Origin of the sequence: Pseudoxanthomonas winnipegensis (genome assembly GCF_004283755.1) — a bacterium.
GTDB classification, from domain to species: Bacteria; Pseudomonadota; Gammaproteobacteria; order Xanthomonadales; family Xanthomonadaceae; genus Pseudoxanthomonas_A; species Pseudoxanthomonas_A winnipegensis.
The window spans coordinates 215,447-234,315 of record NZ_SHMH01000002.1; the positions used below are offsets into that span (position 1 = coordinate 215,447).

Here is an 18,869-nt window from a genome sequence, read left to right on the forward strand (position 1 = left end):
TCCGCGGCGCTCAACAGAACACGCCTTTCTTCTCCCCCCCCACCCACAATCCCAAGCACGCTCGCAATCACGGTGCCGAAGCACCAAGCGAGCGCACACCATGAGTTCCACCCCCTCCCTCCTCACCGCCCTCCACACCCAAGGCCACCTGCGCACGCTCGACCACGCGTTCGCACAGAGCCTGCGCCGCCTGCGCCCCGACACACCGGACGCGGTGCTGGCCGCCGCCGCCCTGGCCTCGCTGGCCGTGGCCAACGGCCACGCCGGCTTCGACCCCGCGCGCCCGCGCCTGCTGATCGACGCCGGCCCCGCCGCCAGCGCCGACCCGCCGCTGCCCTGGCCCGATCCAACCGACTGGATCGAACAGCTGCGCGCCTCGCCCTGGATCGCGCAACCCGACGGTCTGCTCGCCACCTCGGCCACCGACGCGCCGCTGGTGTTCGAACACACCGGCGAGGGCACCGGCCTGCTCTACCTGCGCCGCTACCGCGAGTACGAAGCGCGCCTGGCCGCCGGCCTGCGCCGCATCGCCGCGCAGCCACCGCTCACCGACGATCCCGGCCGCGTGCGCGAGGTGTTCGCCGCGCTGTTCCCGCACGCCGCCCAGGGCGAGGACCGCCAGGCCTGCGCCGCCGCGTTGGCGCTGCGCCGCGCCCTGCTGCTGGTCACCGGCGGCCCCGGCACCGGCAAGACCACCACCATCGCCCGCCTGCTGGTACTGCGCATCGCCCTGGCCGCCGCCTCGGGCGCGCCGCCGCCGCGCATCGCTCTGGCCGCGCCCACCGGCCGCGCCGCCGAGCGCATGGCCGAAAGCCTGCGCCGCGCGGTGGCCGCGATGCTGGCCGCCGGCATCGACCCGGCCCTGTGCGCCGCGCTGCCCGACACCGCCAGCACCCTGCACCGCCTGCTCGGCGTCATCCCGGATAGCCCCGACTTCCGCCACACGCCCGACAACCCGCTGCCGCTGGACGTGCTGGTGGTGGACGAGGCCTCCATGGTCGACCTGCCGCTGATGTGCAAGCTGGTCGAAGCCGTGGCCGACGGCACCCAGCTCATCGCGCTGGGCGATGCCGACCAGCTGCCCTCGGTCGAGGCCGGCGACGTGCTGGCCGCCATCCTCGCCGCCGCCGGCCCGGGCGATGCCCTGCGCGAGGACGACGCGCGCGCGCTGCAGCCGCTGCTCGGCCCCGGCACGCCCATCGATGCCGACGCCACCGGCCTGCGCGGCCATCGCGTGCAGCTGCGTCGCGGCTACCGCCAGGACGCGGACTTCGACCTCGCCCCGCTGGCCGAGGCCGCGCGCAGCGGCGAGGCCGACACCGCGCTGGCCCTGCTGCGCGGCGGCGGGCTGCAGGGCGTGCACTTCCACGAAGACGTGCTGGACCCGTTCGACGTGCAGCGCGAGGCCCTGCTGGCGCACTGGCGCAGCCTGGCCGACGCCCCAGACCCGGCCACCGCCCTGGCCCGCGCCCAGCGCCTGCGCCTGCTCACCGCCGTGCGCGAAGGTCCACAGGGCGCGCGCGGCCTCAATGCCCGCATCGAGGAACTGCTCTCCGGCCGCCGCACCGGTCCCACCCCGGCCTGGTTCCACGGCCGCCTGCTGCTGATCACCCAGAACAGCTACCGCCACCGCCTGTTCAATGGCGACATCGGCATCTGCCTGCGAAGCGAAGCGAGTCCCTCTTCGGGACGCAGCGGAGCAAGCCCCTTCTCGGGGCGCAGCGAAGCAAGCGCTCCTGCGGCACAGGACGACAGCGCCACCCTGATGGCCTGGTTCCCCGGCGACGCGCCTGGCGAAGTGCGCGCCTTCCACCCCGCCACGCTGCCCGCCCACGACAGCGCCTTCGCCATGACCGTGCACAAGGCCCAGGGCAGCGAATTCGACGAAGTCTGGCTCCAGCTGCCCCGCAACGACAGCCGCGTCCTCTCGCGCGAACTGATCTACACCGCCATCACCCGCGCCCGCACCCGCCTGCACATCGCCGGCAGCGCCCAGGTCCTGCGCGACGCCCTCGCCCGCCACGCCGAGCGGATGTCGGGATTGGCGTGGCGGTTGGGTGGGGCAGAGGAGCGCGACGTTGCTCCGAAGCCTGCGCAAGCGCAGAAGACCTCATGGTCGGACGCTCCCCCTGAGCAGGGCGCACTCTTCTAAGAAAGTTACCGCGCGAGTGCGCCGTGGTGGGGCTGCTCCATCAAGCGCGAATGGGCTTCTTGAGTGGGCGCCTGCACGGCCTGCTGGTTGGCGATCTCAAGCCTGTGCAGATGGTCGGCCAAGGGCTGCTTGATCGCTTCGCCCTTGTCGATGTGGACGCGCATGACGTCCTGATCGTTTCCCGGATTCTTCCAGACCGCAAACAGGTTGCCGTTGGCCGGATTGGCGACCACTTCCTGGATCCCCGGCAGACGGCCCTGCTTGGCTTCTACCGCAAGCGCACCCGCCATCCGTTCCTTGTCCTGCTGGTTCGTGTAGACGCCTGCCTCGGGACCAAGCCTGTCCAGTCCTGCCAGCGCCTGCCTGAAATACGGGTCGTTGCGCAGCTGGGCTTCGCGATCGGCATCCAGGGCGGGGTGCCCGGCACTGGAGACACGGCCTGAATTGCCGAGCCCAGGCACGACCGGCTTGATCGACTCATCCAGCTGCCGACCCGATGCGGGCGCCCAATGACCAGTGAATCCATCCTGCTTGGGCTCCGGCAGCTTTGCGTCCCGCAGCACGCTGTCTGCGAGCGTGTTGGAGTTCTGCTCCAGCGGGTCGTAAGGGTATCTGTCGTCCTTGCTTCTGGCGTTGGCGATCATCTGCTGCCAGGTCTTGGACAAGTCCGGACCGTGCGCGATGCCCTCCCGATACTGCTTCTGGCCCACCGCGTTGGGGTTGGCGGGATGGTCGGGATTTGTCCTGTCGTAGGGAAGGTCGGTTTCGACGTGCATCCTTCCATAGGGCAGGCCGGGCTGAGGATCCCCCGTCCATCCGCTGATGGTGTGCTGGTGACCCTGCTTGTCCGTATAGAGCAGGAACTTGTGGTGATAGTCCTTGCCCAACTGCGACCCGATGTTGCGGTACCCGACCTCGATCTTCTCGTCCATGAGGCGCTCCAGGATCCCTACTGGTTCTTGAGGTGCAGCGCTTCGATCCCGGACACCTTGCCATCCGCATCCAGATGGAAGGTGATCACGACAGAGCGCGCATCAGGGTCCAGCATGGCCTGACCATGGTTGTCGCGTACCACCAGCTTGTCCGCGGTGTCCTCGACCACCTTCGAGGTGGAGGAGTTTGCGAACGCATCAACGACGGTGGCCTTGTCGGTGCCGACGGGGAAGTGCCTGCGCACGATGTCGCTGACATCCAACTGTTCGAACCGGACAGGTTTCCGGGACGCGTAGATTTCTTCCAGCATGGGACCAACTCCCGATTTCATGGAGGCTTCCTGTGTCGGCGCGCGGTACGCCGTGCCCGTATTGGTGCAGGATGCAAGCGGCAGGGCCGCGGCGGCAATCAAAGCCATCGATGCAGTCCAGCCGCAAGGCGTGAAGCGTGGCATGGCGATCTTCCTTTTCCTGAAGTCCACCGCATGGAGCGAGCGCCATGGCGTCTGACGGTCCCGGACCGCGCCGGTGGAGCGTGTCCGGCTTCCATGCGAGGACCACAGCGTACGCCTGATCCGGTCGGCTGAGCCCGCGTTGGTGGGCTCAGCCTGGCACATCACTTGGTTTCGACGCGCCGGTACTGGTCGCTGCCGGTGTTGAGGTGGCCGTTGGCCTCATCGATGGCGAAGGTGACCGTCTCGCCGTCGTTGTTCACCTGCAGCGCGCCGTCCTTGTAGATGGCCGGGTAGCTGTCGGTCTGGGGTTTGCGGCTGAAGAACTTTGGCGTGGTGCTGCGGACCATGAAGGCCTCGCCGCTGCGCTCGATGTCCATCGTCTCGTCCTGCATCTGCACGTTGACCCAGTGGCCCACGAACTTCTCGCCCTCCACCCTGGCGCAGCCGGACACCAGCAACGCCGTGGCCAGTGCGGCCCCCATCCACTTCATCATCGTGTGTACTCCGTCAGTTGATCTGGTGGCGAGGATGCAGGGCGGGGGATGTAGGGGAGGTCAAGGATGTAGCTCGGGGTAGTGGCAGGGGCCGGTGAGTCTTGCGAAGAAATTGCACCCTGACCACTGTTTTCGGTCGTCTGGCTCGGCTTTGCGCATGAGCCTTAGAGTCCCAATCTTCGATCAGTATTCAACCTCAACATCTACGTCATCGACGCAAGTCTGATTACTAGAGTGATTGTCAGCTGTATGCCAAGGTCCATCTTGAGCAAGTACATCACTCAACTCGTCAATAAATAAGCATCGCCAATTTTCTGGTGATCCTGGCCTTGCGTCTCGTCCGCTGCTGCTTGTGCCACCGAACTGGTAGAAAAGTGCCTTCTCTCTGCCATTTTTGTAGCCAATAACATGGGGGCACATTTCTCGTGGATGGCCGTGGTAGACAGCAAGGATCTGCTGCTTACTCAAGATCGCATTCCGGATAATTTGATAGGCGGGACTTGGCACTTAACACCTCCGTTGTGAGAAGTAGATTTTCTGGACTCAAAGAAATTTGGCCGAAAGCTAGAACTTAACGGCTCAAATTTCTCTCAGATTTTGCTTTTAACAGCCGTCTCAGCAATTTTTACGATTGGGTCTCTAAGCTCTTTGAGAATCTCTAGCACCTCCTTCTTTGATATGGAATTTTCCGCTCTGCTTCTAACTGGATTCATGTGTATTTCTGCAAGAACCTTTTGCATGTAAAGCGAATAATCTTCGCCTCTGCTATCGCTGCTAGATATTTGATCTGAAAATCCAACAATAGATCTAACAAGTACGCTTTTGTATGCGTACTCCTCGGCTAGATTCCGCTGCTTAATATACTGCGAAGCAGAGAACCAAGCACCACCAATTAGGATGGGAATCAATGAGATGCGACCGATAACAAGTTCAATCGTCGTTCCCGAACTCAGAGTCACCCAGATGCCGATGCCTATTGCCCCAGCAATAAATATTGCTGCCGCGATGATCCATGATCGAGTCGTCTTGTCTGACTTCGCTTCATTCTGCTTCTCGGTAAATGCTGCGCTTAGACCCTCTGCTGTTTTATATCCAAGTGCAACCCTGGCGCTTTCTATCAGAGAATTCGCATCTCCAAGAAGCTTGATTCTTTCATTAGAAAATGCGTCTAGAGCTGTCTTATAGTCGTTTGTTCTGACTTCTTGATTCTCAAGCTGCACTTCGCGGCTAGCAATTTTCTTTGCAAATTCTTCGATGCTGACCTGAAGGGCATCAACATCAAGCTTGCTTTCAGATATCTCTGCCTGAGACTTTTCGCAATCTTGTTTAATTGATTCAATTTGGTCGAAAGACTGGGCGGATTCTTCGAGCTTTTGGGCGATTGAGGCGCTGGACTCGTCAATTTTACTAGTGGCTAGCTGGGCTTCTGCGATCGTTTCTTTCATCACTTCAAGCTCAGACTCCACCAAACTCTTAGTGTTTCTTAGCCGCTCAATCTCAGAGGCTAGGTCAAGAGCTTTTCGTTGCAGATGGTCCACATGATCTTCAAATGCAACCCTGCGCTCGTCCGAGTCGCGGACTCCATAGGCTCTTATTAGGGGTTTGATCTGCTCCAACACCGTCGCAGCGCTCGTCAGGTCCAAGTTCTTACAGTGATTTAGAAGATTGGCCAGATTCGAGTTGATCGAGCTTCGCTCTGAGTTGGTTGATTTCTTTAAAAATTTTGCTGGCGCGGAGCAGAGTGTTTGGAGATCTATCAAGATTGAATCTATGCCGCCAACAATTGACTTGGCCGTATATTCTGACTCAGCACCAACACGTTGCGTTCCGAAATCATGAGTGCGCATCCTTTTCAATGCTTTTTTTATCTCAGATGAGTGTTCCTTCATCTGGTTTATCGACTTAATTTCCATTTCAATCAAGGCCGAATATGTTTGGTATGTGTGGTTTTTTGCCTACATTGATCTTTAGGCTGTTCTGCTATGTTAGAAGAAAGGGGGCGGAGTGAATTTTCTATGTATTCATCCAGTTCCCCGACATTTCGGAAACTGGCTACAGCCCAGGAAGTTTTCGCCAGTTTGGCGGTTGGTCCGCTGTACTAAGTCGCTGCCGCACCGCTGGCAAACGGAAGCCTCAACGCGCGCAGCCGCAGTCGGTGCCTCAAAGGCAACCATCGCCGGATTAACACGTGGTGTCACCGACACAGGTGCAGCCCCAGCCTGCCGCTGTACCACCCGGATCATCTCCAGCAGCCGTATGCCACTAACCAACTCAATCGGTTTGCCTTGGGCGAAGCGCTCAGCGTCTTTGGTGTAGCTGCCGATGCAGACGATCTTCACTGCGTGGGCGTGGTGATGGGCGAGCAGGCCGGCCATTTCGCGCACGACGCTGACGCCGATTTGCTGGCGCTTCCATTGCTTGCATTGCACCAGCGTGCGACGGCCGTCCTTGCGCAGGATGAGGTCGATGCCGCCATCGGCACCGCCCAGGCCGGTTTCCTCCACGGCATAGCCCTGGCGGCGGAAGGCTTCGCCCACCAGCAGTTCGAACTGGCGCCAGCCGCCTTGGCTGAGGCTTTCCAGATCGGTGCGCGTGTCGAGTAGCTTGCGGCGATGGCGGCTGCCGAGGAAGGACGCCAGCGCGCCGATCCAGCAGATGGCCAGCACCATCCACGCCAGCGGCGAGAGCATGGTGCCCGAGCCCTGATAGAAACCTTGGGCGAGCGGCCCGCCTTGCCGAGCCATCCACCAGTCAAAGCCGTAGCGGACCCCGATAAAGCCGATCAGGCCAGCGGCGACACCTACTGGCCACGGCAAGGCCGCGAATACTTCGATGCCGTTCTGCTTGCGCCTGCGTCCCATGCAAGACCCCCAAGTCCTTGCCCGAACAATAGCCTCCGGCAGGCTTCCTGTCAGCGGTGAGCGGGATTGTCCCGGTGAGTAGACGGAGCGGTTAAGACGTCGCGGCTACGGAGATGTGCCGTGAGCAATCAAGCGCGGCGCCTCACCAAAAGCCACCTGTGGTCAGCCGGCCAGTGCTCGCTCGAACTTCGAAACGAATGCCTTGAGAGAGGTTCCACAGGCGGTGCAGAAATCACGCAGTTGCAGCAGATCCATCCGCCGCTCACCGCGTTCGACATCGCTTACGTAGGACTGGGGACGGCCTAGTGCGGCGCTCAGGCCCACCTGCGTCAGCCCTGCAGCCAACCGGATATCGCGCAGCTGTTGAAGCAGGATTGCGTACTCCGCCTTATGGATCGACTTGGTGGACATGGCAGGGAAAGTCGCGCGGGAGCAACGACGCTATATCCCCTTTTCAAATATCCGAAAAACAGATAAGTTCGGCTCATGGACGCTCTGTCCGCCCTGTCGAGGAAGGGTGCCGTGACAACTTCTAGGGCCTTGAGAAAATCCGCCAAAGCCCGGGCGAAGGCCACCGCGCCGCCTAGTGCGACCTATGCGTTCGGCGCGACACAGGCGCAGATCGATCGGTTCCACCAGCTGCTGCGCACCATCAGCGCGCACAGCGACATGGTGGCGGTGTGCGCGGGCGCGCAGATGGACGACGCCAGCCTGAGCACGTTAGGGGAGAGCATCTTCGCTGCGGCGCACGAGGTGCGTGTGCTGGTCGATACGATTTACGCGCAGCGGCTGCGGGGCGGGGAGCCGCTGGCCGAGGGGTGAGCCGCCTGTGTGTCGAGATACAAAGGGGTTGTCAGGGCTAGGGGTTGCCCGCACCGAGCCGCGCCACCACGCGCCAGAACGCGTCGGCGTCTTCTGGGGGCACGGCGTTGATCAGAGAGCGCTGCACAGCGGAGGCGTGGACCCGGCGGGCGGCGCGGACGGCGTCGCGTCCGTCGGCGGTGGCGACGATCTGCCAGTTGGCGGTCGAGCCTTCGCGGCGCAGCAGCCCGCGCGTTTCCATGCGGGTCAGTTGACGCGAGAGCCGGCTGCGCTCCCAGCCCAGATCATCGGACAGACGCTGCTGGCGGATCTGGCCCGCGGGCGTTTCGACCACGCGCGTCAGCACGGAAAAGTCCGCCGCCGACAGGCCCGTGTGTGCGGTGATCTCCGCGACGACCGCGGCCATCACGGCCTCGGTGGCGCGCTTCCAGGCGATCCATCGCTGCATGTCCTGTTCCGAAAGCCTGCTCATGCGCATCCCCGCCTTGTTGACATGGCAACAATAGCGGACGCATGCTGTTGACATGACAACACAACGCACAGTACTCATCACCGGCGGCACGTCCGGCATCGGCCTGGGGCTGGCCAAGCGCTATGCCCAAGGCGGCGCGCGGGTCGTGATCACCGGCCGCTCCGCCGAGCGCCTGGGGCAGGCGCGGGCCGAGCTGCCCGGCTGCGTGACCATCGCCGGCGACCTGGCGCGCGCCGACGCGCGCGAGCGCCTGGCCGACCGCATCGTCTCCGAGCTGGGCGGCCTGGATGTGCTGGTGAACAATGCCGGCATCCAGCGTCGGGTCGACATCGCCCACGACACCGCGGCCTGGCCCGAGCGTCAGGCGGAGATCGATCTGCTGTTCTGCGCGCCGATCCACCTGGGCACCCTGCTGGTCCCGCTGCTGCGCGAGGCCCGCCAGGGTGGGCAGCTGGTCAACGTCACTTCAGGCGGCGCCTTCAATCCGCAGACTTTCGCGCCGGGCTACAGCGCGGCCAAGGCGGCGTTGCACAGCTACACGATGAATCTGCGCCGGGCCCTGGCCGGGACCGGCGTGACGGTCACCGAGCTGATCCCACCGGCGGTGGCCACCGCCCTGGCGGGGCCGGGACAGGCGCACGGCGCGGATCTGGACGCGTTCTGCGATGCGGTGTTCCCGCGCATCGAGCGCGGCGAGGCCGAGGTCGGGTTCGGGCCCACCGACACGGCGGAGTTCCGCGAGCGTCTGTCCGCCGAGCATGCGCGGTTCGAGGCATTCGCCCGGCGCAACGGTTAGGCGCTCGGGTCGGCACGTCATGCGGGCGTCGGGTACGAGCGTCTGCTGAACACGATTGGCGCGGCGGTGCCTGGTGGTCGATGTTCCACAGGTGCCATGTCGGCATCGGCGCTCGTGAGATTGCGCTCCGCCCCGCAAGCGCCGGCTGCATCGAGGGTGCAGCGCCAGCCTCGGCGATCCGGCCCGGGCGGGAAAGGACATGGACGAGCGGGCCTGCAGTCCCGCGTCGCAGCAGCAGCACCGCGGCCTGGATGGCGCCGCGGGTGTAACGCTACTGGCCCGAATTGTTGTCGGGCATCATCAGCACCAGCGGCGTACACGCGCTGGCGGAACAGCCAAAGGTGCGTACCACGTTGCCACGGGCCCACGTCGCGGTGGCGGCGGCATTGATCGTATAGGACCAGGTCTTGCCTTCCGCCTGCAGCTGGCCGCTGATCGTGCAGGGCAGGGCGTAGAACGCATCGCCTGTGCCGTCCGGATATTCGCGGCTGGCGCCGAAGAAGCGCGCGACGCCTTCGCGATCCAGCTTCCACGCCTTGCAGGCCGCTTCCAGTCCCGGATCCGCTGCACGTCCCGCGTCCGGCGCGTAGACCGACGTGCCCACGCTCAGCACTTGGACGTTGCCGCTGCCTGCGGCGGCCGGCGCCGCGCCGGTGTCAGCGGGTCGGGCCTGCGGGCTGTTGCACGCCGCCAGCAGCGGCAGCGCCAGGCACGTACAGGCCATCGCCCTCGCCCGCAGTCTTGTAGGAAATGGTGTCGTGCTTGTAGATGTCATGGTTGTCCAATCCATACTGCTGCTGCAGCACGCCGACCAGACGATTGATCGAGGCGGTCTGCTCGGCGGTCGGCGCGTCCCAGGTCTTGGTCGTCGCGTTGTAGGCGCCCACGACCTCGATCCCGATGCTGTCGCTGTTGTTGGGATAGCGGATGGGATAGGGGTTCGCGTTCTCGTGGCTGTTGATGGCCGTGGGCTTGAAGCCGGTCTGCGCGTGCCAGGTCTTGTCCGGCTCGATCAGCGTGCCTTCCTCGGCCCCGCGCGAGCGGATCTTGCCCACGTGCCAGGTCTGGTGGTCCAGGCTCGCGGTCTGATAGATGGTGCCGTCCTTGTCGATCAGGAAGTGCGCGCCGGCAGGCTGGCCGCCGGCGTTGTAGCCATCCAGCGTGCTTTTCGCCGTGGAGGATTCGGTGCGGTGCATCACGATGGCTTCCGGCGAGGTCAGCGCGCCATGTTCGAGCGCGGTGACGCGCGCATTGCGGATCTCCGGGACCGTGAGCATGCCGTCCTTGTCCACCTGGGAGGCAGGCAATGCGAAGGGTCGCAGGCTGTCCGCCGCTGGCGTCTGCGCGCTCGAGGTCGGCGCGCTGGCCCGCATGGGGTCCGCCCCATAAGGCGGCGTGTAGGTAGCGAAGACGGAGGGGACCTTCGCGGACGGATCGCCCAGCACCACCTGGCTGATCTGCTCCGGGAAGCGCGGATCGGCCTTGACCTGCGCATAGAGCGCGGCGGCGACGTTGGCGTTCTGGTCGCCCTGCCAGCGGTGCAGCCCCTCGACGCCCCGCAGCAGTTGCTGATACAGCGCGTGGTCGGGGTGGGAGGGATCGCTGGGCATCCGGTTCGGATCTGCCATGTCAGCTCCTTTGCATGGTGGGGTGCGTCCCCTCTCGATACTAGCGCACGGGATCGAGCCCCCCGTTTTGTCCGGCGGCCAAATCGAGATGCGCATCCCTGATTCGCCGCGGTGCGATGCGACGCGGCGGGCCTGGCGCCGTCGGTGGCGACCGGCGCGCCGCGCAAGCGCTCGCGGCTGATGGCCTGCCGAATCCGCTGCCTGCCAGGCGTGTCGGCGACCGGGCGGCCGCTCGCGACATCAGGCCTCGGAGGGCGTCGCGCTGCGCACGTAGCGCTCCACCGGCTTGCCGTGCAGCTCGGTGTTGCCGTCGAAATGCAGGCCCAGGCGCTCGGCCACGCGCCGCGAGGCGATGTTGCCCGGGTCGATGAGGGCGTGGAACTGCGGCTCGCGGCGGGTCTGGAAAACGTAGTCGAGGACGGCTGAGGCGGCCTCGCCGGCCAGGCCCTGGCCCCAGAACGGGCGGTAGATGCTCCAGCCCAGTTCCAGGCCGTTGTGGCCCTCGCGCAGGAAGGCGCCGACATGGCCGGCCGGCTCGCCGCCCTCGCGCAGCGTCACCGACCACCAGCCGGCGCCGTACAGCTGCCACATGCCCACGTGCGAGCAGAAGAAGCGCCAGGCGGTGGGGCGGTCGACCACGCCGAGGAACTCGGCGCTGATCGGGTCGGACAGGTGCCGGGCGAAGGGCTCGAAATCGCTGGCGCGGTATTCGCGCAGGATCAGCCGCGGCGTCTCCAGCAGGGGAACGGTCACGGCGGCGGCGGGCGTGGCAGGCGACATGGAGGCGGGCCGATCGGGCGGGTGAGAAGCCGTATTGGGCCAGTCGGTGTCGATCCGGTGCAAGCGCGGTGCGTGGTGTTGCGGTCTTGCGCACGCGCGACCGAGGGCCTGCTCGCTTTCTCATCAGGCGAGGCGTTTGATGCTCTGCGCTCGTGCGCTAGTCACGTGAGTGGGTGTCGAAGCGAAGGCGCCGGCACCCCCACCTTCGGCCTGCCTCAGGCCGTCGGCCAACACCCAAGCGCAGGCCCCAATCATCCGCCTGAGCCCACCCGCCCCGCCCTCAGCGATACGGCCCCGGCCCCTTCCACACCAGCTCGCCGCGGTGGTACACGCGCTGCATGTTGATGATGTCGCGCGAGTCGCCGATGCCCTTGAGCTCGGGTGAATCCGGCGGCAGCGCGCGGCACGGGCCGGAGCCGTTGCGCAGCACGATCTCCAGCGGGCACACCATCAGGTATTCGGTGCCGGGCAGGGGGATGAAGAACTCCTTCATGCCCTGCGCCATCCAGGTGCGCACGCGTTCTTCCACGCGCGGTTCGTAATAGGCCTGGTAGCCGCCGACGGACAGGCTGGCGCCATCCATGCCGCTGTCGCGGCCGCGGCCCTGGTTGAGCGCCGGGCTGTCGTCGAAGCCGGCGTTCTCCGGCGCGCTGTCCTGGGCGATGTAGCCGGGCGGATGGCCCCAGTTGGGCGAGCGGCGGTCGGTCGGCGGCGGGTTGGCCGGCGGGCGCGTGGACGCCTGGGGCGGGGTCTGCGCCGGCGCGGGCACGGGCGGGCTGGGCGTGGCGCTGGGCGCGGGCGTGGTGTCGGCCTCGGTCAGCAGCGGGTCGGCCGCGTGGTCCACGCGCGTGGTCTGCAGGCGCGAGGCCGGCGGCGGCTTGCGCGCGACCTTCGGCTTGGGCGGGACCGGCGTGGGCGGGGTGGGCTGGCGCGAGGGCGGCGGGCTGGGCGGGGCCGGATCGGCCGGCGCGGTGCTCTCGCCGATGAAGTCCACCCGCGTGCGGCCGCCGGCCGGCGCGCCCTGGGTGGTCTGCACCATCGGCACGTCGGCATGCAGCAGTACCCACAGCATCAGCAGGTGCAGCAGCAGGCTCAGCAGCGCGCCGACCCAGGGGTCGACGCGGTCGTTCCAGGGCCGGGTCCGCGCACGCGCGGGGTTCGACGCGTCGCTCATGCCGTCGGTGCGTCGAGGGGGCGGGACTTCATGGCGCTCTGGTGCGTGCGGCGGTGGGGTGTGCGCATCGTAGCGCGCCGGCGCGCGGCTTCCGTGGCAGGCGTTGACGCAAGGCCGCGTGGGTCGGGGCGGGCGCGGGCGGCGCAATGGCGTTTGCGCCGGGCTGCCCGGCGCGCTTCGGGAGCCGGGCGTGGCGCGGCGCGGCGGGGCCAAGACACGCTCTGGACGCGCAGTGTGCGATCTACGGATCCGACAGCCGTTGGATCGATCCGAACCCCGGCGCGGAACGGCCCGGGTGTCGGGAGGAGCGGCGAGTGCAGAACGAAAGCGTGCAACACCAGGACCCCGCCAGGGGCCCCGACCTTGGGCAAGGTGCCGACCTGGCGATGGCGCGCCTGCACGGGCTGGCCTGCGTCACCGATCGCACCGGCCGCCCGCTGCAGCTGGGCCAGGACCTGCGGCGGCTGATCTTGGCCGATGAGGCCGAGATGCCGACCTCGCTGCTCGACCTGGTGGCGGTGCAGGGCCGGCCCGGGCTGCGCGACGCCCTGGATGCGCTGGCGTCCGACGCCGCGCCGCAGACGCTGGAGCTGCCACTGCGCACGCCGGCCGGCCTGCGCTGGTGCGCCTTCGAGGTCAGCGCGCAGCCGGCGCTGGGCGGCGGGACGCCCACCCTGCTGTGGCGGGGCACCGACATCCATAGACGCCAGCCACTTCCTACCGTCATTCCCGCGAAGGCGGGAATCCAGGGACTTTCGCGCGTTGGATCGAGGCGCTGGGTTCCCGCGTTCGCGGGAACGACGGGTTGGGTTTCCTCAGGAAGGAAAGTCTGACTTCTGGGTACAGCTGGGAGGACCGAGAAAGCGGGGAAAGCCCGTCGCCACGGGCGGCTCCCCTGTAGAGCGGAGCTTGCTCCGCTGCTTTTCGTTCAGTTCGTGGGAAAGGCCCCAGCGGAGCAAGCTCCGCTCTACAGGCAGACCGTCGCGAGATTTGAGGAGACAGTTGCTCCCGCAAGTGCAGTGACTGACAGCCGCCAGCCACTTCCTGCCGTCATTACCGCGAAGGCGGGAACCCAGGGACTTTCGCGCACAGCGCCCAAGGCGCTGGATGCCCGCGTTCGCGAGATTGACGGTTCTTTGCGCCTTCAGCGGCCGCTCGAGCGTTCCAGCACGGTCTTGACGGCGGGGTCGCGCGCCATGGCCTGCATGAAGCGGGCCAGGTTGGAGTACTTGCGCCAGCTCTCGCCGGCCTTGTCCGACCAGCGCGCCATGACGAAGGCGTAGGCGTCGGCCACGCTGCGGCGGCCGGCGTAGACGTGGTCGGTGTCGCCGATCAGCGCGTCCAGGTGGGCCAGCACGCGTGCGATGCGTGCGGGTGCGGCGTCGCGCACCGCCTGCAGCGCCGCCTCGCTGGCGTCGGTGGTGTAGCGCTCAGGGGTGAAGAAGGGCCAGAACGCCGGATGCATGTCGCCGGTCAGGAAGGCCAGCGTCTCGTTGAACACGAACTGCGCCTCGATGCCCGCGTCGGCGCCCAGCCCGGCCTCGGGATGGCGCTGGACGATGTACTGCAGGATGGCATCGGCCTGGGTCATCGCGCGTGCGCCGCCGATGTCCAGCGCCGGCACCGTGCCCAGCGGGTTGATGGCGCGGTAGGCGTCCGCGTGCGGGTCGACCTTCACCGCCTCGTAGTCGGCATCGGCCCATTCCAGGGCGATCCAACAGGCCAGGGCGCAGGTGCCGGGGGCGTAGTAGAGCTTCATCATGGGACTGTTCCTTGCGTATGTCCGGCGGGTGCGGGCCGCATGATTCCACGCGCCGGGTCGATCTGCTGTCGTCGGGTGCCCTGCGGCGTTGCAGGCCCGTGCCATCGAGCATGGTCGATGCGGATTCCGAGCTTCCTTCTGCCATGTCGTCCGCTCTCCCACTGTGCTGCTGGTCGGCGACGTCAAAAGCAGCAGCATCAATCGCCGCCGTGCCGGTCGCCTGCGCCGGGTGAACAGTGCCGCGTTCCTACGGCTCCCGGCATTGCGTCAGGACCAGTTCGCGCAGCCAGCGATGCGCCGCATCGCCGTGCAGGCGCGGGTGCCACATCTGCGAGACGGTGATGCCGGCCAGCGGCACCGGCAACTTGAAGGCGTGGAGCGAGGTCGCGTCTGCGGTGCCCTGGCTGGCGGCATAGGAGGCGGGCACCAGCGCGATCAGGTTCGAAGCGCGGGCCACGGCCACCGCGGCTGGAAAGCCGGGCACCACCGCGACGATGCGACGCCGCAGGCCGAGCCTGGCCAGGGCGTCATCGACCGGGCCGTGGTCGCGCGCATGGCGCGAGGCGACCACATGGCCATGCGCGACGTAGTCCTGTGCCGTGACCTCGCGCGGCCTGGCCAGCGGATGTCCCGCGCGGACCACGCCGACGAAGTGGTCGCGGAACAGCGCCTGCACGCGCACTTCAGGACCCATCGCGTTCAGCACGCCGATCTCCAGATCGGCCTCGCCCTCGCGCAGCGGCGCGGCGGTCTTCTGCGCCTTGGCCGCGAAGCGCAGCTGCACGCCAGGGGCCGCGTGCGCGACGGCGGCGATCAGGCGCGGGCCGAAGGCTTCGATGAAGCCGTCGTTGGCGCGGAGGGTGAACACGCGTTGCAGCGTGGCCAGGTCGAGTGTCGTCGGCGGCGGCTGCAGGACGGCGCGCGCATCCTCGACCGCGGTGCGCGCACGGTCGCGGAGCGCTTCGGCATAGGGCGTGAGCACCATCTGCCGGCCAGCGCGCACCAGCAGCGCATCGCCGGTGGTGTCGCGCAGCCGGGTGAGCGTGCGGCTCATCGCCGAGGGGCTCAGGCCCAGCCTGCGCGCGGCGCCGGCGACGCTGCCGCTGGCCAGCAGCGCGTCCAGGGCGATCAACAGGTTGAGGTCGGGGACGGACATGGCGTGCGGCGGCGGGTCGGGGACGCGTGCATGCCGTGCACTCTATCAATGCATGCCGTGCGCCTTCCGCATGCGTGGGGACGCCCCTAGCCTGAGGGGACTGGCGCACGGCGCCGCACGGGAGTCGCACCATGAAACCCTCATCCAACACCGTCCTGCTGATCGGCGCTTCGCGCGGGCTTGGCTACGCGATGGTGGAGCAGTACTTGGCGCGCGGCTGGCGGGTGATCGCCACGGCCCGCGCGCATTCCACCGAGCGCCTCGACGCGCTGTCGCGCCTGCGTCCCGGGGCGTTGCGCGTGGAGACGGTGGATATCACCGAGCCGGCGCAGATCGCCGCCCTGCGCGCACGCCTGGAAGGCGAGACGATCGACCTGCTGTTCGTCAATGCCGGCGTGGTCAACACCGATGACGAGGCGATCGTGGCGGACGTGGCCACCGACGAATTCCTGCGGGTGATGCTGACCAACACCCTGAGCCCGATGCGCGTGGTCGAAGCGCTGCAGGACCTGGTGCCTTCAGGCGGCACGATCGGGCTGATGTCCTCGGGCCAGGGCAGCCTGACCAACAACACCCGAGCCGGGCATGAGGCCTACCGGGCCAGCAAGGCGGCGCTGAACATGTGCATGCGCAGCTTCGCCGCGCGCCATGCCGAGGACCCGCGCACGCTGCTGCTGATGGCGCCGGGCTGGGTCAAGACCGACATGGGCGGGCCGGATGCGCGGCTGACCATCGAGGAGAGCATCCCGAACCTGCTCGACACCATGGAGGCGCAGCGCGGCCGCGCCGGGTTGCAGTATCTGGATTATCTGGGGCGTACGGTGCCGTGGTGAGGTGAGGTTGGGGGGGGCGGGTGTGCGGTGGCGGTGGATAGTTTGTGGATTCGGGATTCGGGATTCGGGAATCGGGATTCGGGAATCGGGAATCGGGAATCGGGAATCGGGAATCGGGAATCGGGAATCGGGAATCGGGAATCGGGAATGGCGCTTGGGCTCGGACTCGTGGGAAGCGTCAGCGCAGGTGATCTGCCCCCTCCCTTGCGCGTAGCGCAGGGGAGGGTTGGGGAGGGGTGCTCTTCGCGGTTAAGCAAGGAGAAGCGAAAACTCATCGGTAACGGCAGGCGCCGACAGCAACAGCTAACAGCAACGGCTAACAGCAACGGCTAACAGCAACCGCTAACAGCAACCGCTAACAGCAACCGCTAACAGCAACCGCTAACAGCAACCGCTAACAGCAACCGCTAACCCCTCCCCAGCCCTCCCCTGCGCTGCGCGCAAGGGAGGGGGCGGGTCATGCGACTTGCAGGGGAATACGCGCGCGGCAGCTTCGACATGCGACGCACTGGCCGCTGCGGTGCTAGGGTGCGCCGCTGTCCCGATCCCTTGCTTGCTGGAGCCTGTCATGCCCCTGGTTCGCCGCGCCGCCGCGTCCGCTTCGATCCTTCCCCGTGCCCGACTGGCCGCCGCGCTGGGCCTGGCGTTGCTGGCCGGCACGGCCTCGGCGCAGATTGTGCGCAAGGCTGATGTCCCGCCGCCACAGGACGTCGCCTATCCCGGCCAGATCCAGCTCAAGGTCGATGCCAGCGATACGCGCCAGGGCATCTTCCGCGTCCACGAGTCCCTGCCGGTGCAGGCCGGCCGGGTCACGCTGCTGTATCCGGAGTGGATCCCCGGCGCGCATTCGCCCAGCGGCCCGGTCGCGCAGCTGGCCGGGCTGAGCTTCAGCGCCAACGGCAAGCCGCTGCCGTGGAAGCGCGATCCCTATGACGTCTATGCCTTCCATGTCGACGTGCCGGCCGGCGCGACCACGCTGGAGGCGGACTTCCAGTATCTGTCCAGCCGCGGCGGCGGGTTCCAGATGACCGACCGCATGCTGATGCTGGACTGGGACCAGATGTCGCTGTATCCGGCCGGCTACTACACGCACGGCATCCAGGTGCAGCCCAGCGTGACGCTGCCGGCCGGCTGGCAGTTCGGCAGCGCCCTGCGCGCGGCGTCGAAGGACGGCGCCAGCACCACCTTCAACCCGGTGTCCTACGAGACGCTGGTCGATTCGCCGATCTACGCCGGCCTGCACTTCAAGCAGGTCGATCTGACGCCCACGGGCGGCGCGCCGGTGATGCTCAACATCGTCGCCGATGAGCCAAAGGACCTGGAGATTACGCCCGAGCAGCTGGCCGCGCATCGCGCGCTGCCGGTGCAGGCCACGCGCCTGTTCGGCTCGCACCATTACGACCACTACGACTTCCTGTTCTCGCTGTCCGACGAACTGGCCGGCAACGGCCTGGAGCATCACCAGTCCAGCGAGAACGGCCTGGACCGCAGCTACTTCACCGGCTGGAAGGACAACCCGACCGACCGCGACCTGCTGGCGCACGAGTTCACCCACTCCTGGAATGGCAAGTTCCGCCGCGGCGCGGACCTGTCCACGCCCAACTTCAGCGAGCCGATGGGCGATTCGCTGCTGTGGGTGTACGAGGGCGCCACGCAGTACTGGGGCTTCGTGCTGACCGCGCGCGCCGGGCTGTGGACGCCGCAGCAGTTCCGCGACGCGCTGGCGATGGTGGCGGCCAACTACGACCGCAACCGGGTCGGCTTCCAGTGGCGCACGCTGGAGGACACCACCAACGATCCCACCGCCGCCCATCGCGAGGCGCTGCCCTACCGCAGCTGGCAGATGAGCGAGGAGTACTACAGCGCCGGGCAGATGGTGTGGCTGCAGATCGACGCACGCCTGCGCCAGCTCACCGGCAACCGCAAGTCGCTGGACGATTTCGCCAAGGCGTTCTTCGGCGTGGACGACGGCAGCTACGTGGTCCATCCGTACACCTTCCAGGACGTGGTCAACGCGTTGGATGGCGTGGCCCACGACGACTGGGCGGGCTTCCTCAAGACGCGCGTGCAGACGGTGGCCCCGCCGCTGCTGGACGGCATCGCCGCCAGCGGCTGGAAACTGGTCTACACCGACACGCCCAGCGAGTACGAGGCCCAGTACAACCGCGCCGCGCAGTCGCCGCGGCATCGCTACAACTTCGCCTGGTCGATCGGCCTGACCATGAACCCGGACGGCAGCATCAACGACGTGCGCTGGAACGGGCCGGCGTTCAAGGCCGGGGTCAGCACCGGCGCCAAGCTGGTGGCGGTGAACGGGCAGGAGTATTCGACCGAGACGCTGGCCCAGGCGATCACCGCGGCCAAGGGCGGCCAGACGCCGATCACCCTGCTGCTGCAGTTCCAGGGCGGGCTGCGCACGGTGCAGGTGGACTACCACGATGGGCTGCAGTATCCGCACCTGGTACGGGTGGAGGGCACGCCGGATTACTTGAGTCAGATCATCCAGCCCAGGGGTTGAGCGCGGCTGGCGGGGCTGTGGTGGCCGGGGTGCG

At 66.7% G+C, this 18,869-nt stretch carries 20 protein-coding genes; 6 read left to right on the forward strand and 14 right to left on the reverse strand.

The window, feature by feature from the left end:
• Positions 1–100: 100 nt before the first annotated feature.
• Complete coding sequence (gene recD, locus EAT51_RS04360; RefSeq protein ID WP_130520545.1) at positions 101–2,152, forward strand: exodeoxyribonuclease V subunit alpha; 2,052 nt, start codon at positions 101–103, stop codon at positions 2,150–2,152.
• A 5-nt stretch (positions 2,153–2,157) separates the two neighbouring features.
• On the opposite strand, the gene EAT51_RS04365 is transcribed toward recD, so the two are convergent.
• The 7 genes from EAT51_RS04365 to EAT51_RS04395 form a co-directional block, all read right to left on the reverse strand.
• The gene (locus tag EAT51_RS04365; RefSeq protein ID WP_130520547.1) at positions 2,158–3,084 is read right to left on the reverse strand and encodes an XVIPCD domain-containing protein; all 927 of its coding nucleotides are present in this window, start codon (positions 3,082–3,084) and stop codon (positions 2,158–2,160) included.
• Positions 3,085–3,101: 17 nt separating this feature from the next.
• Positions 3,102–3,539 (reverse strand): DUF6393 family protein, encoded by a 438-nt coding sequence (locus EAT51_RS04370; protein ID WP_228257811.1) that lies wholly within the window; start codon positions 3,537–3,539, stop codon positions 3,102–3,104.
• A 161-nt stretch (positions 3,540–3,700) separates the two neighbouring features.
• Positions 3,701–4,033, reverse strand: a complete 333-nt coding sequence (locus EAT51_RS04375) for a hypothetical protein (protein ID WP_130520549.1) — start codon at positions 4,031–4,033, stop codon at positions 3,701–3,703.
• 183 nt (positions 4,034–4,216) lie between these two features.
• Positions 4,217–4,501: a hypothetical protein gene (locus EAT51_RS04380; RefSeq protein WP_205953608.1), complete on the reverse strand. Its 285-nt coding sequence runs from the start codon at positions 4,499–4,501 to the stop codon at positions 4,217–4,219.
• A gap of 122 nt (positions 4,502–4,623) precedes the next feature.
• On the reverse strand, positions 4,624–5,922 hold the full coding sequence (locus EAT51_RS04385; protein ID WP_130561356.1) for a hypothetical protein: 1,299 nt from the start codon (positions 5,920–5,922) through the stop codon (positions 4,624–4,626).
• Positions 5,923–6,054: 132 nt separating this feature from the next.
• Positions 6,055–6,894: a restriction endonuclease gene (locus EAT51_RS04390; protein ID WP_130520554.1), complete on the reverse strand. Its 840-nt coding sequence runs from the start codon at positions 6,892–6,894 to the stop codon at positions 6,055–6,057.
• A 162-nt stretch (positions 6,895–7,056) separates the two neighbouring features.
• Entirely contained in the window at positions 7,057–7,305 is a 249-nt protein-coding gene (locus EAT51_RS04395) for a helix-turn-helix domain-containing protein (RefSeq protein WP_130520555.1), read from the reverse strand.
• Between the two features lie 75 nt (positions 7,306–7,380).
• On the opposite strand from EAT51_RS04395, the gene EAT51_RS04400 reads away from it, so the two are divergent.
• The gene (locus tag EAT51_RS04400; RefSeq protein ID WP_228257812.1) at positions 7,381–7,716 is read left to right on the forward strand and encodes a hypothetical protein; all 336 of its coding nucleotides are present in this window, start codon (positions 7,381–7,383) and stop codon (positions 7,714–7,716) included.
• A 37-nt stretch (positions 7,717–7,753) separates the two neighbouring features.
• Here the strand turns inward: EAT51_RS04400 and EAT51_RS04405 are convergent, their stop codons facing one another.
• A complete protein-coding gene (locus EAT51_RS04405; protein WP_165421981.1) occupies positions 7,754–8,188 on the reverse strand; it encodes a MarR family winged helix-turn-helix transcriptional regulator in 435 nt (144 codons plus the stop codon).
• Positions 8,189–8,240: 52 nt separating this feature from the next.
• Here EAT51_RS04405 and EAT51_RS04410 point away from each other — a divergent pair, with 52 nt between their 5' ends.
• Entirely contained in the window at positions 8,241–8,984 is a 744-nt protein-coding gene (locus tag EAT51_RS04410; RefSeq protein ID WP_130520559.1) for an SDR family oxidoreductase, read from the forward strand.
• 271 nt (positions 8,985–9,255) lie between these two features.
• On the opposite strand, the gene EAT51_RS04415 is transcribed toward EAT51_RS04410, so the two are convergent.
• The 4 genes from EAT51_RS04415 to EAT51_RS04430 form a co-directional block, all read right to left on the reverse strand.
• Positions 9,256–9,708, reverse strand: a complete 453-nt coding sequence (locus EAT51_RS04415) for a hypothetical protein (protein WP_130520561.1) — start codon at positions 9,706–9,708, stop codon at positions 9,256–9,258.
• Complete coding sequence (locus EAT51_RS04420; protein ID WP_165421982.1) at positions 9,641–10,612, reverse strand: peptidoglycan recognition family protein; 972 nt, start codon at positions 10,610–10,612, stop codon at positions 9,641–9,643. Before EAT51_RS04420 ends, EAT51_RS04415 begins: the two co-directional genes overlap by 68 nt.
• 240 nt (positions 10,613–10,852) lie before the next feature.
• Positions 10,853–11,392, reverse strand: coding sequence for a GNAT family N-acetyltransferase (locus EAT51_RS04425; RefSeq protein ID WP_130520565.1), 540 nt, complete (start codon positions 11,390–11,392; stop codon positions 10,853–10,855).
• 280 nt (positions 11,393–11,672) lie between these two features.
• The gene (locus tag EAT51_RS04430) at positions 11,673–12,566 is read right to left on the reverse strand and encodes a type II toxin-antitoxin system RelE/ParE family toxin (RefSeq protein ID WP_130520567.1); all 894 of its coding nucleotides are present in this window, start codon (positions 12,564–12,566) and stop codon (positions 11,673–11,675) included.
• A gap of 314 nt (positions 12,567–12,880) precedes the next feature.
• Between EAT51_RS04430 and EAT51_RS20220 the strand changes: the two genes are divergently transcribed.
• Positions 12,881–13,399 (forward strand): hypothetical protein, encoded by a 519-nt coding sequence (locus tag EAT51_RS20220; protein ID WP_165421983.1) that lies wholly within the window; start codon positions 12,881–12,883, stop codon positions 13,397–13,399.
• A gap of 311 nt (positions 13,400–13,710) precedes the next feature.
• On the opposite strand, the gene EAT51_RS04440 is transcribed toward EAT51_RS20220, so the two are convergent.
• Together EAT51_RS04440 and EAT51_RS04445 are read right to left on the reverse strand one after the other, a co-directional pair.
• Positions 13,711–14,328: a glutathione S-transferase family protein gene (locus EAT51_RS04440; RefSeq protein WP_205953610.1), complete on the reverse strand. Its 618-nt coding sequence runs from the start codon at positions 14,326–14,328 to the stop codon at positions 13,711–13,713.
• A 247-nt stretch (positions 14,329–14,575) separates the two neighbouring features.
• Complete coding sequence (locus EAT51_RS04445; RefSeq protein WP_130520571.1) at positions 14,576–15,484, reverse strand: LysR family transcriptional regulator; 909 nt, start codon at positions 15,482–15,484, stop codon at positions 14,576–14,578.
• A 131-nt stretch (positions 15,485–15,615) separates the two neighbouring features.
• Here EAT51_RS04445 and EAT51_RS04450 point away from each other — a divergent pair, with 131 nt between their 5' ends.
• Together EAT51_RS04450 and EAT51_RS04460 are read left to right on the forward strand one after the other, a co-directional pair.
• On the forward strand, positions 15,616–16,317 hold the full coding sequence (locus EAT51_RS04450) for an SDR family NAD(P)-dependent oxidoreductase (protein ID WP_130561357.1): 702 nt from the start codon (positions 15,616–15,618) through the stop codon (positions 16,315–16,317).
• Between the two features lie 568 nt (positions 16,318–16,885).
• The gene (locus EAT51_RS04460; RefSeq protein WP_130520577.1) at positions 16,886–18,835 is read left to right on the forward strand and encodes a M61 family metallopeptidase; all 1,950 of its coding nucleotides are present in this window, start codon (positions 16,886–16,888) and stop codon (positions 18,833–18,835) included.
• Positions 18,836–18,869: the final 34 nt, after the last annotated feature.

Bases quoted from the DNA above. Each gene is read 5' to 3' on its own strand.
- recD (WP_130520545.1), top strand. From the start codon at position 101: ATGAGTTCCACCCCCTCCCTCCTCACCGCCCTCCACACCCAAGGCCAC.
- EAT51_RS04365 (WP_130520547.1), bottom strand. From the start codon at position 3,084: ATGGACGAGAAGATCGAGGTCGGGTACCGCAACATCGGGTCGCAGTTG.
- EAT51_RS04370 (WP_228257811.1), bottom strand. From the start codon at position 3,539: ATGCCACGCTTCACGCCTTGCGGCTGGACTGCATCGATGGCTTTGATT.
- EAT51_RS04375 (WP_130520549.1), bottom strand. From the start codon at position 4,033: ATGATGAAGTGGATGGGGGCCGCACTGGCCACGGCGTTGCTGGTGTCC.
- EAT51_RS04385 (WP_130561356.1), bottom strand. From the start codon at position 5,922: ATGAAGGAACACTCATCTGAGATAAAAAAAGCATTGAAAAGGATGCGC.
- EAT51_RS04390 (WP_130520554.1), bottom strand. From the start codon at position 6,894: ATGGGACGCAGGCGCAAGCAGAACGGCATCGAAGTATTCGCGGCCTTG.
- EAT51_RS04395 (WP_130520555.1), bottom strand. From the start codon at position 7,305: ATGTCCACCAAGTCGATCCATAAGGCGGAGTACGCAATCCTGCTTCAA.
- EAT51_RS04400 (WP_228257812.1), top strand. From the start codon at position 7,381: ATGGACGCTCTGTCCGCCCTGTCGAGGAAGGGTGCCGTGACAACTTCT.
- EAT51_RS04405 (WP_165421981.1), bottom strand. From the start codon at position 8,188: ATGAGCAGGCTTTCGGAACAGGACATGCAGCGATGGATCGCCTGGAAG.
- EAT51_RS04410 (WP_130520559.1), top strand. From the start codon at position 8,241: ATGACAACACAACGCACAGTACTCATCACCGGCGGCACGTCCGGCATC.
- EAT51_RS04415 (WP_130520561.1), bottom strand. From the start codon at position 9,708: ATGGCCTGTACGTGCCTGGCGCTGCCGCTGCTGGCGGCGTGCAACAGC.
- EAT51_RS04420 (WP_165421982.1), bottom strand. From the start codon at position 10,612: ATGGCAGATCCGAACCGGATGCCCAGCGATCCCTCCCACCCCGACCAC.
- EAT51_RS04425 (WP_130520565.1), bottom strand. From the start codon at position 11,392: ATGTCGCCTGCCACGCCCGCCGCCGCCGTGACCGTTCCCCTGCTGGAG.
- EAT51_RS04430 (WP_130520567.1), bottom strand. From the start codon at position 12,566: ATGAGCGACGCGTCGAACCCCGCGCGTGCGCGGACCCGGCCCTGGAAC.
- EAT51_RS04440 (WP_205953610.1), bottom strand. From the start codon at position 14,328: ATGATGAAGCTCTACTACGCCCCCGGCACCTGCGCCCTGGCCTGTTGG.
- EAT51_RS04445 (WP_130520571.1), bottom strand. From the start codon at position 15,484: ATGTCCGTCCCCGACCTCAACCTGTTGATCGCCCTGGACGCGCTGCTG.
- EAT51_RS04450 (WP_130561357.1), top strand. From the start codon at position 15,616: ATGAAACCCTCATCCAACACCGTCCTGCTGATCGGCGCTTCGCGCGGG.
- EAT51_RS04460 (WP_130520577.1), top strand. From the start codon at position 16,886: ATGCCCCTGGTTCGCCGCGCCGCCGCGTCCGCTTCGATCCTTCCCCGT.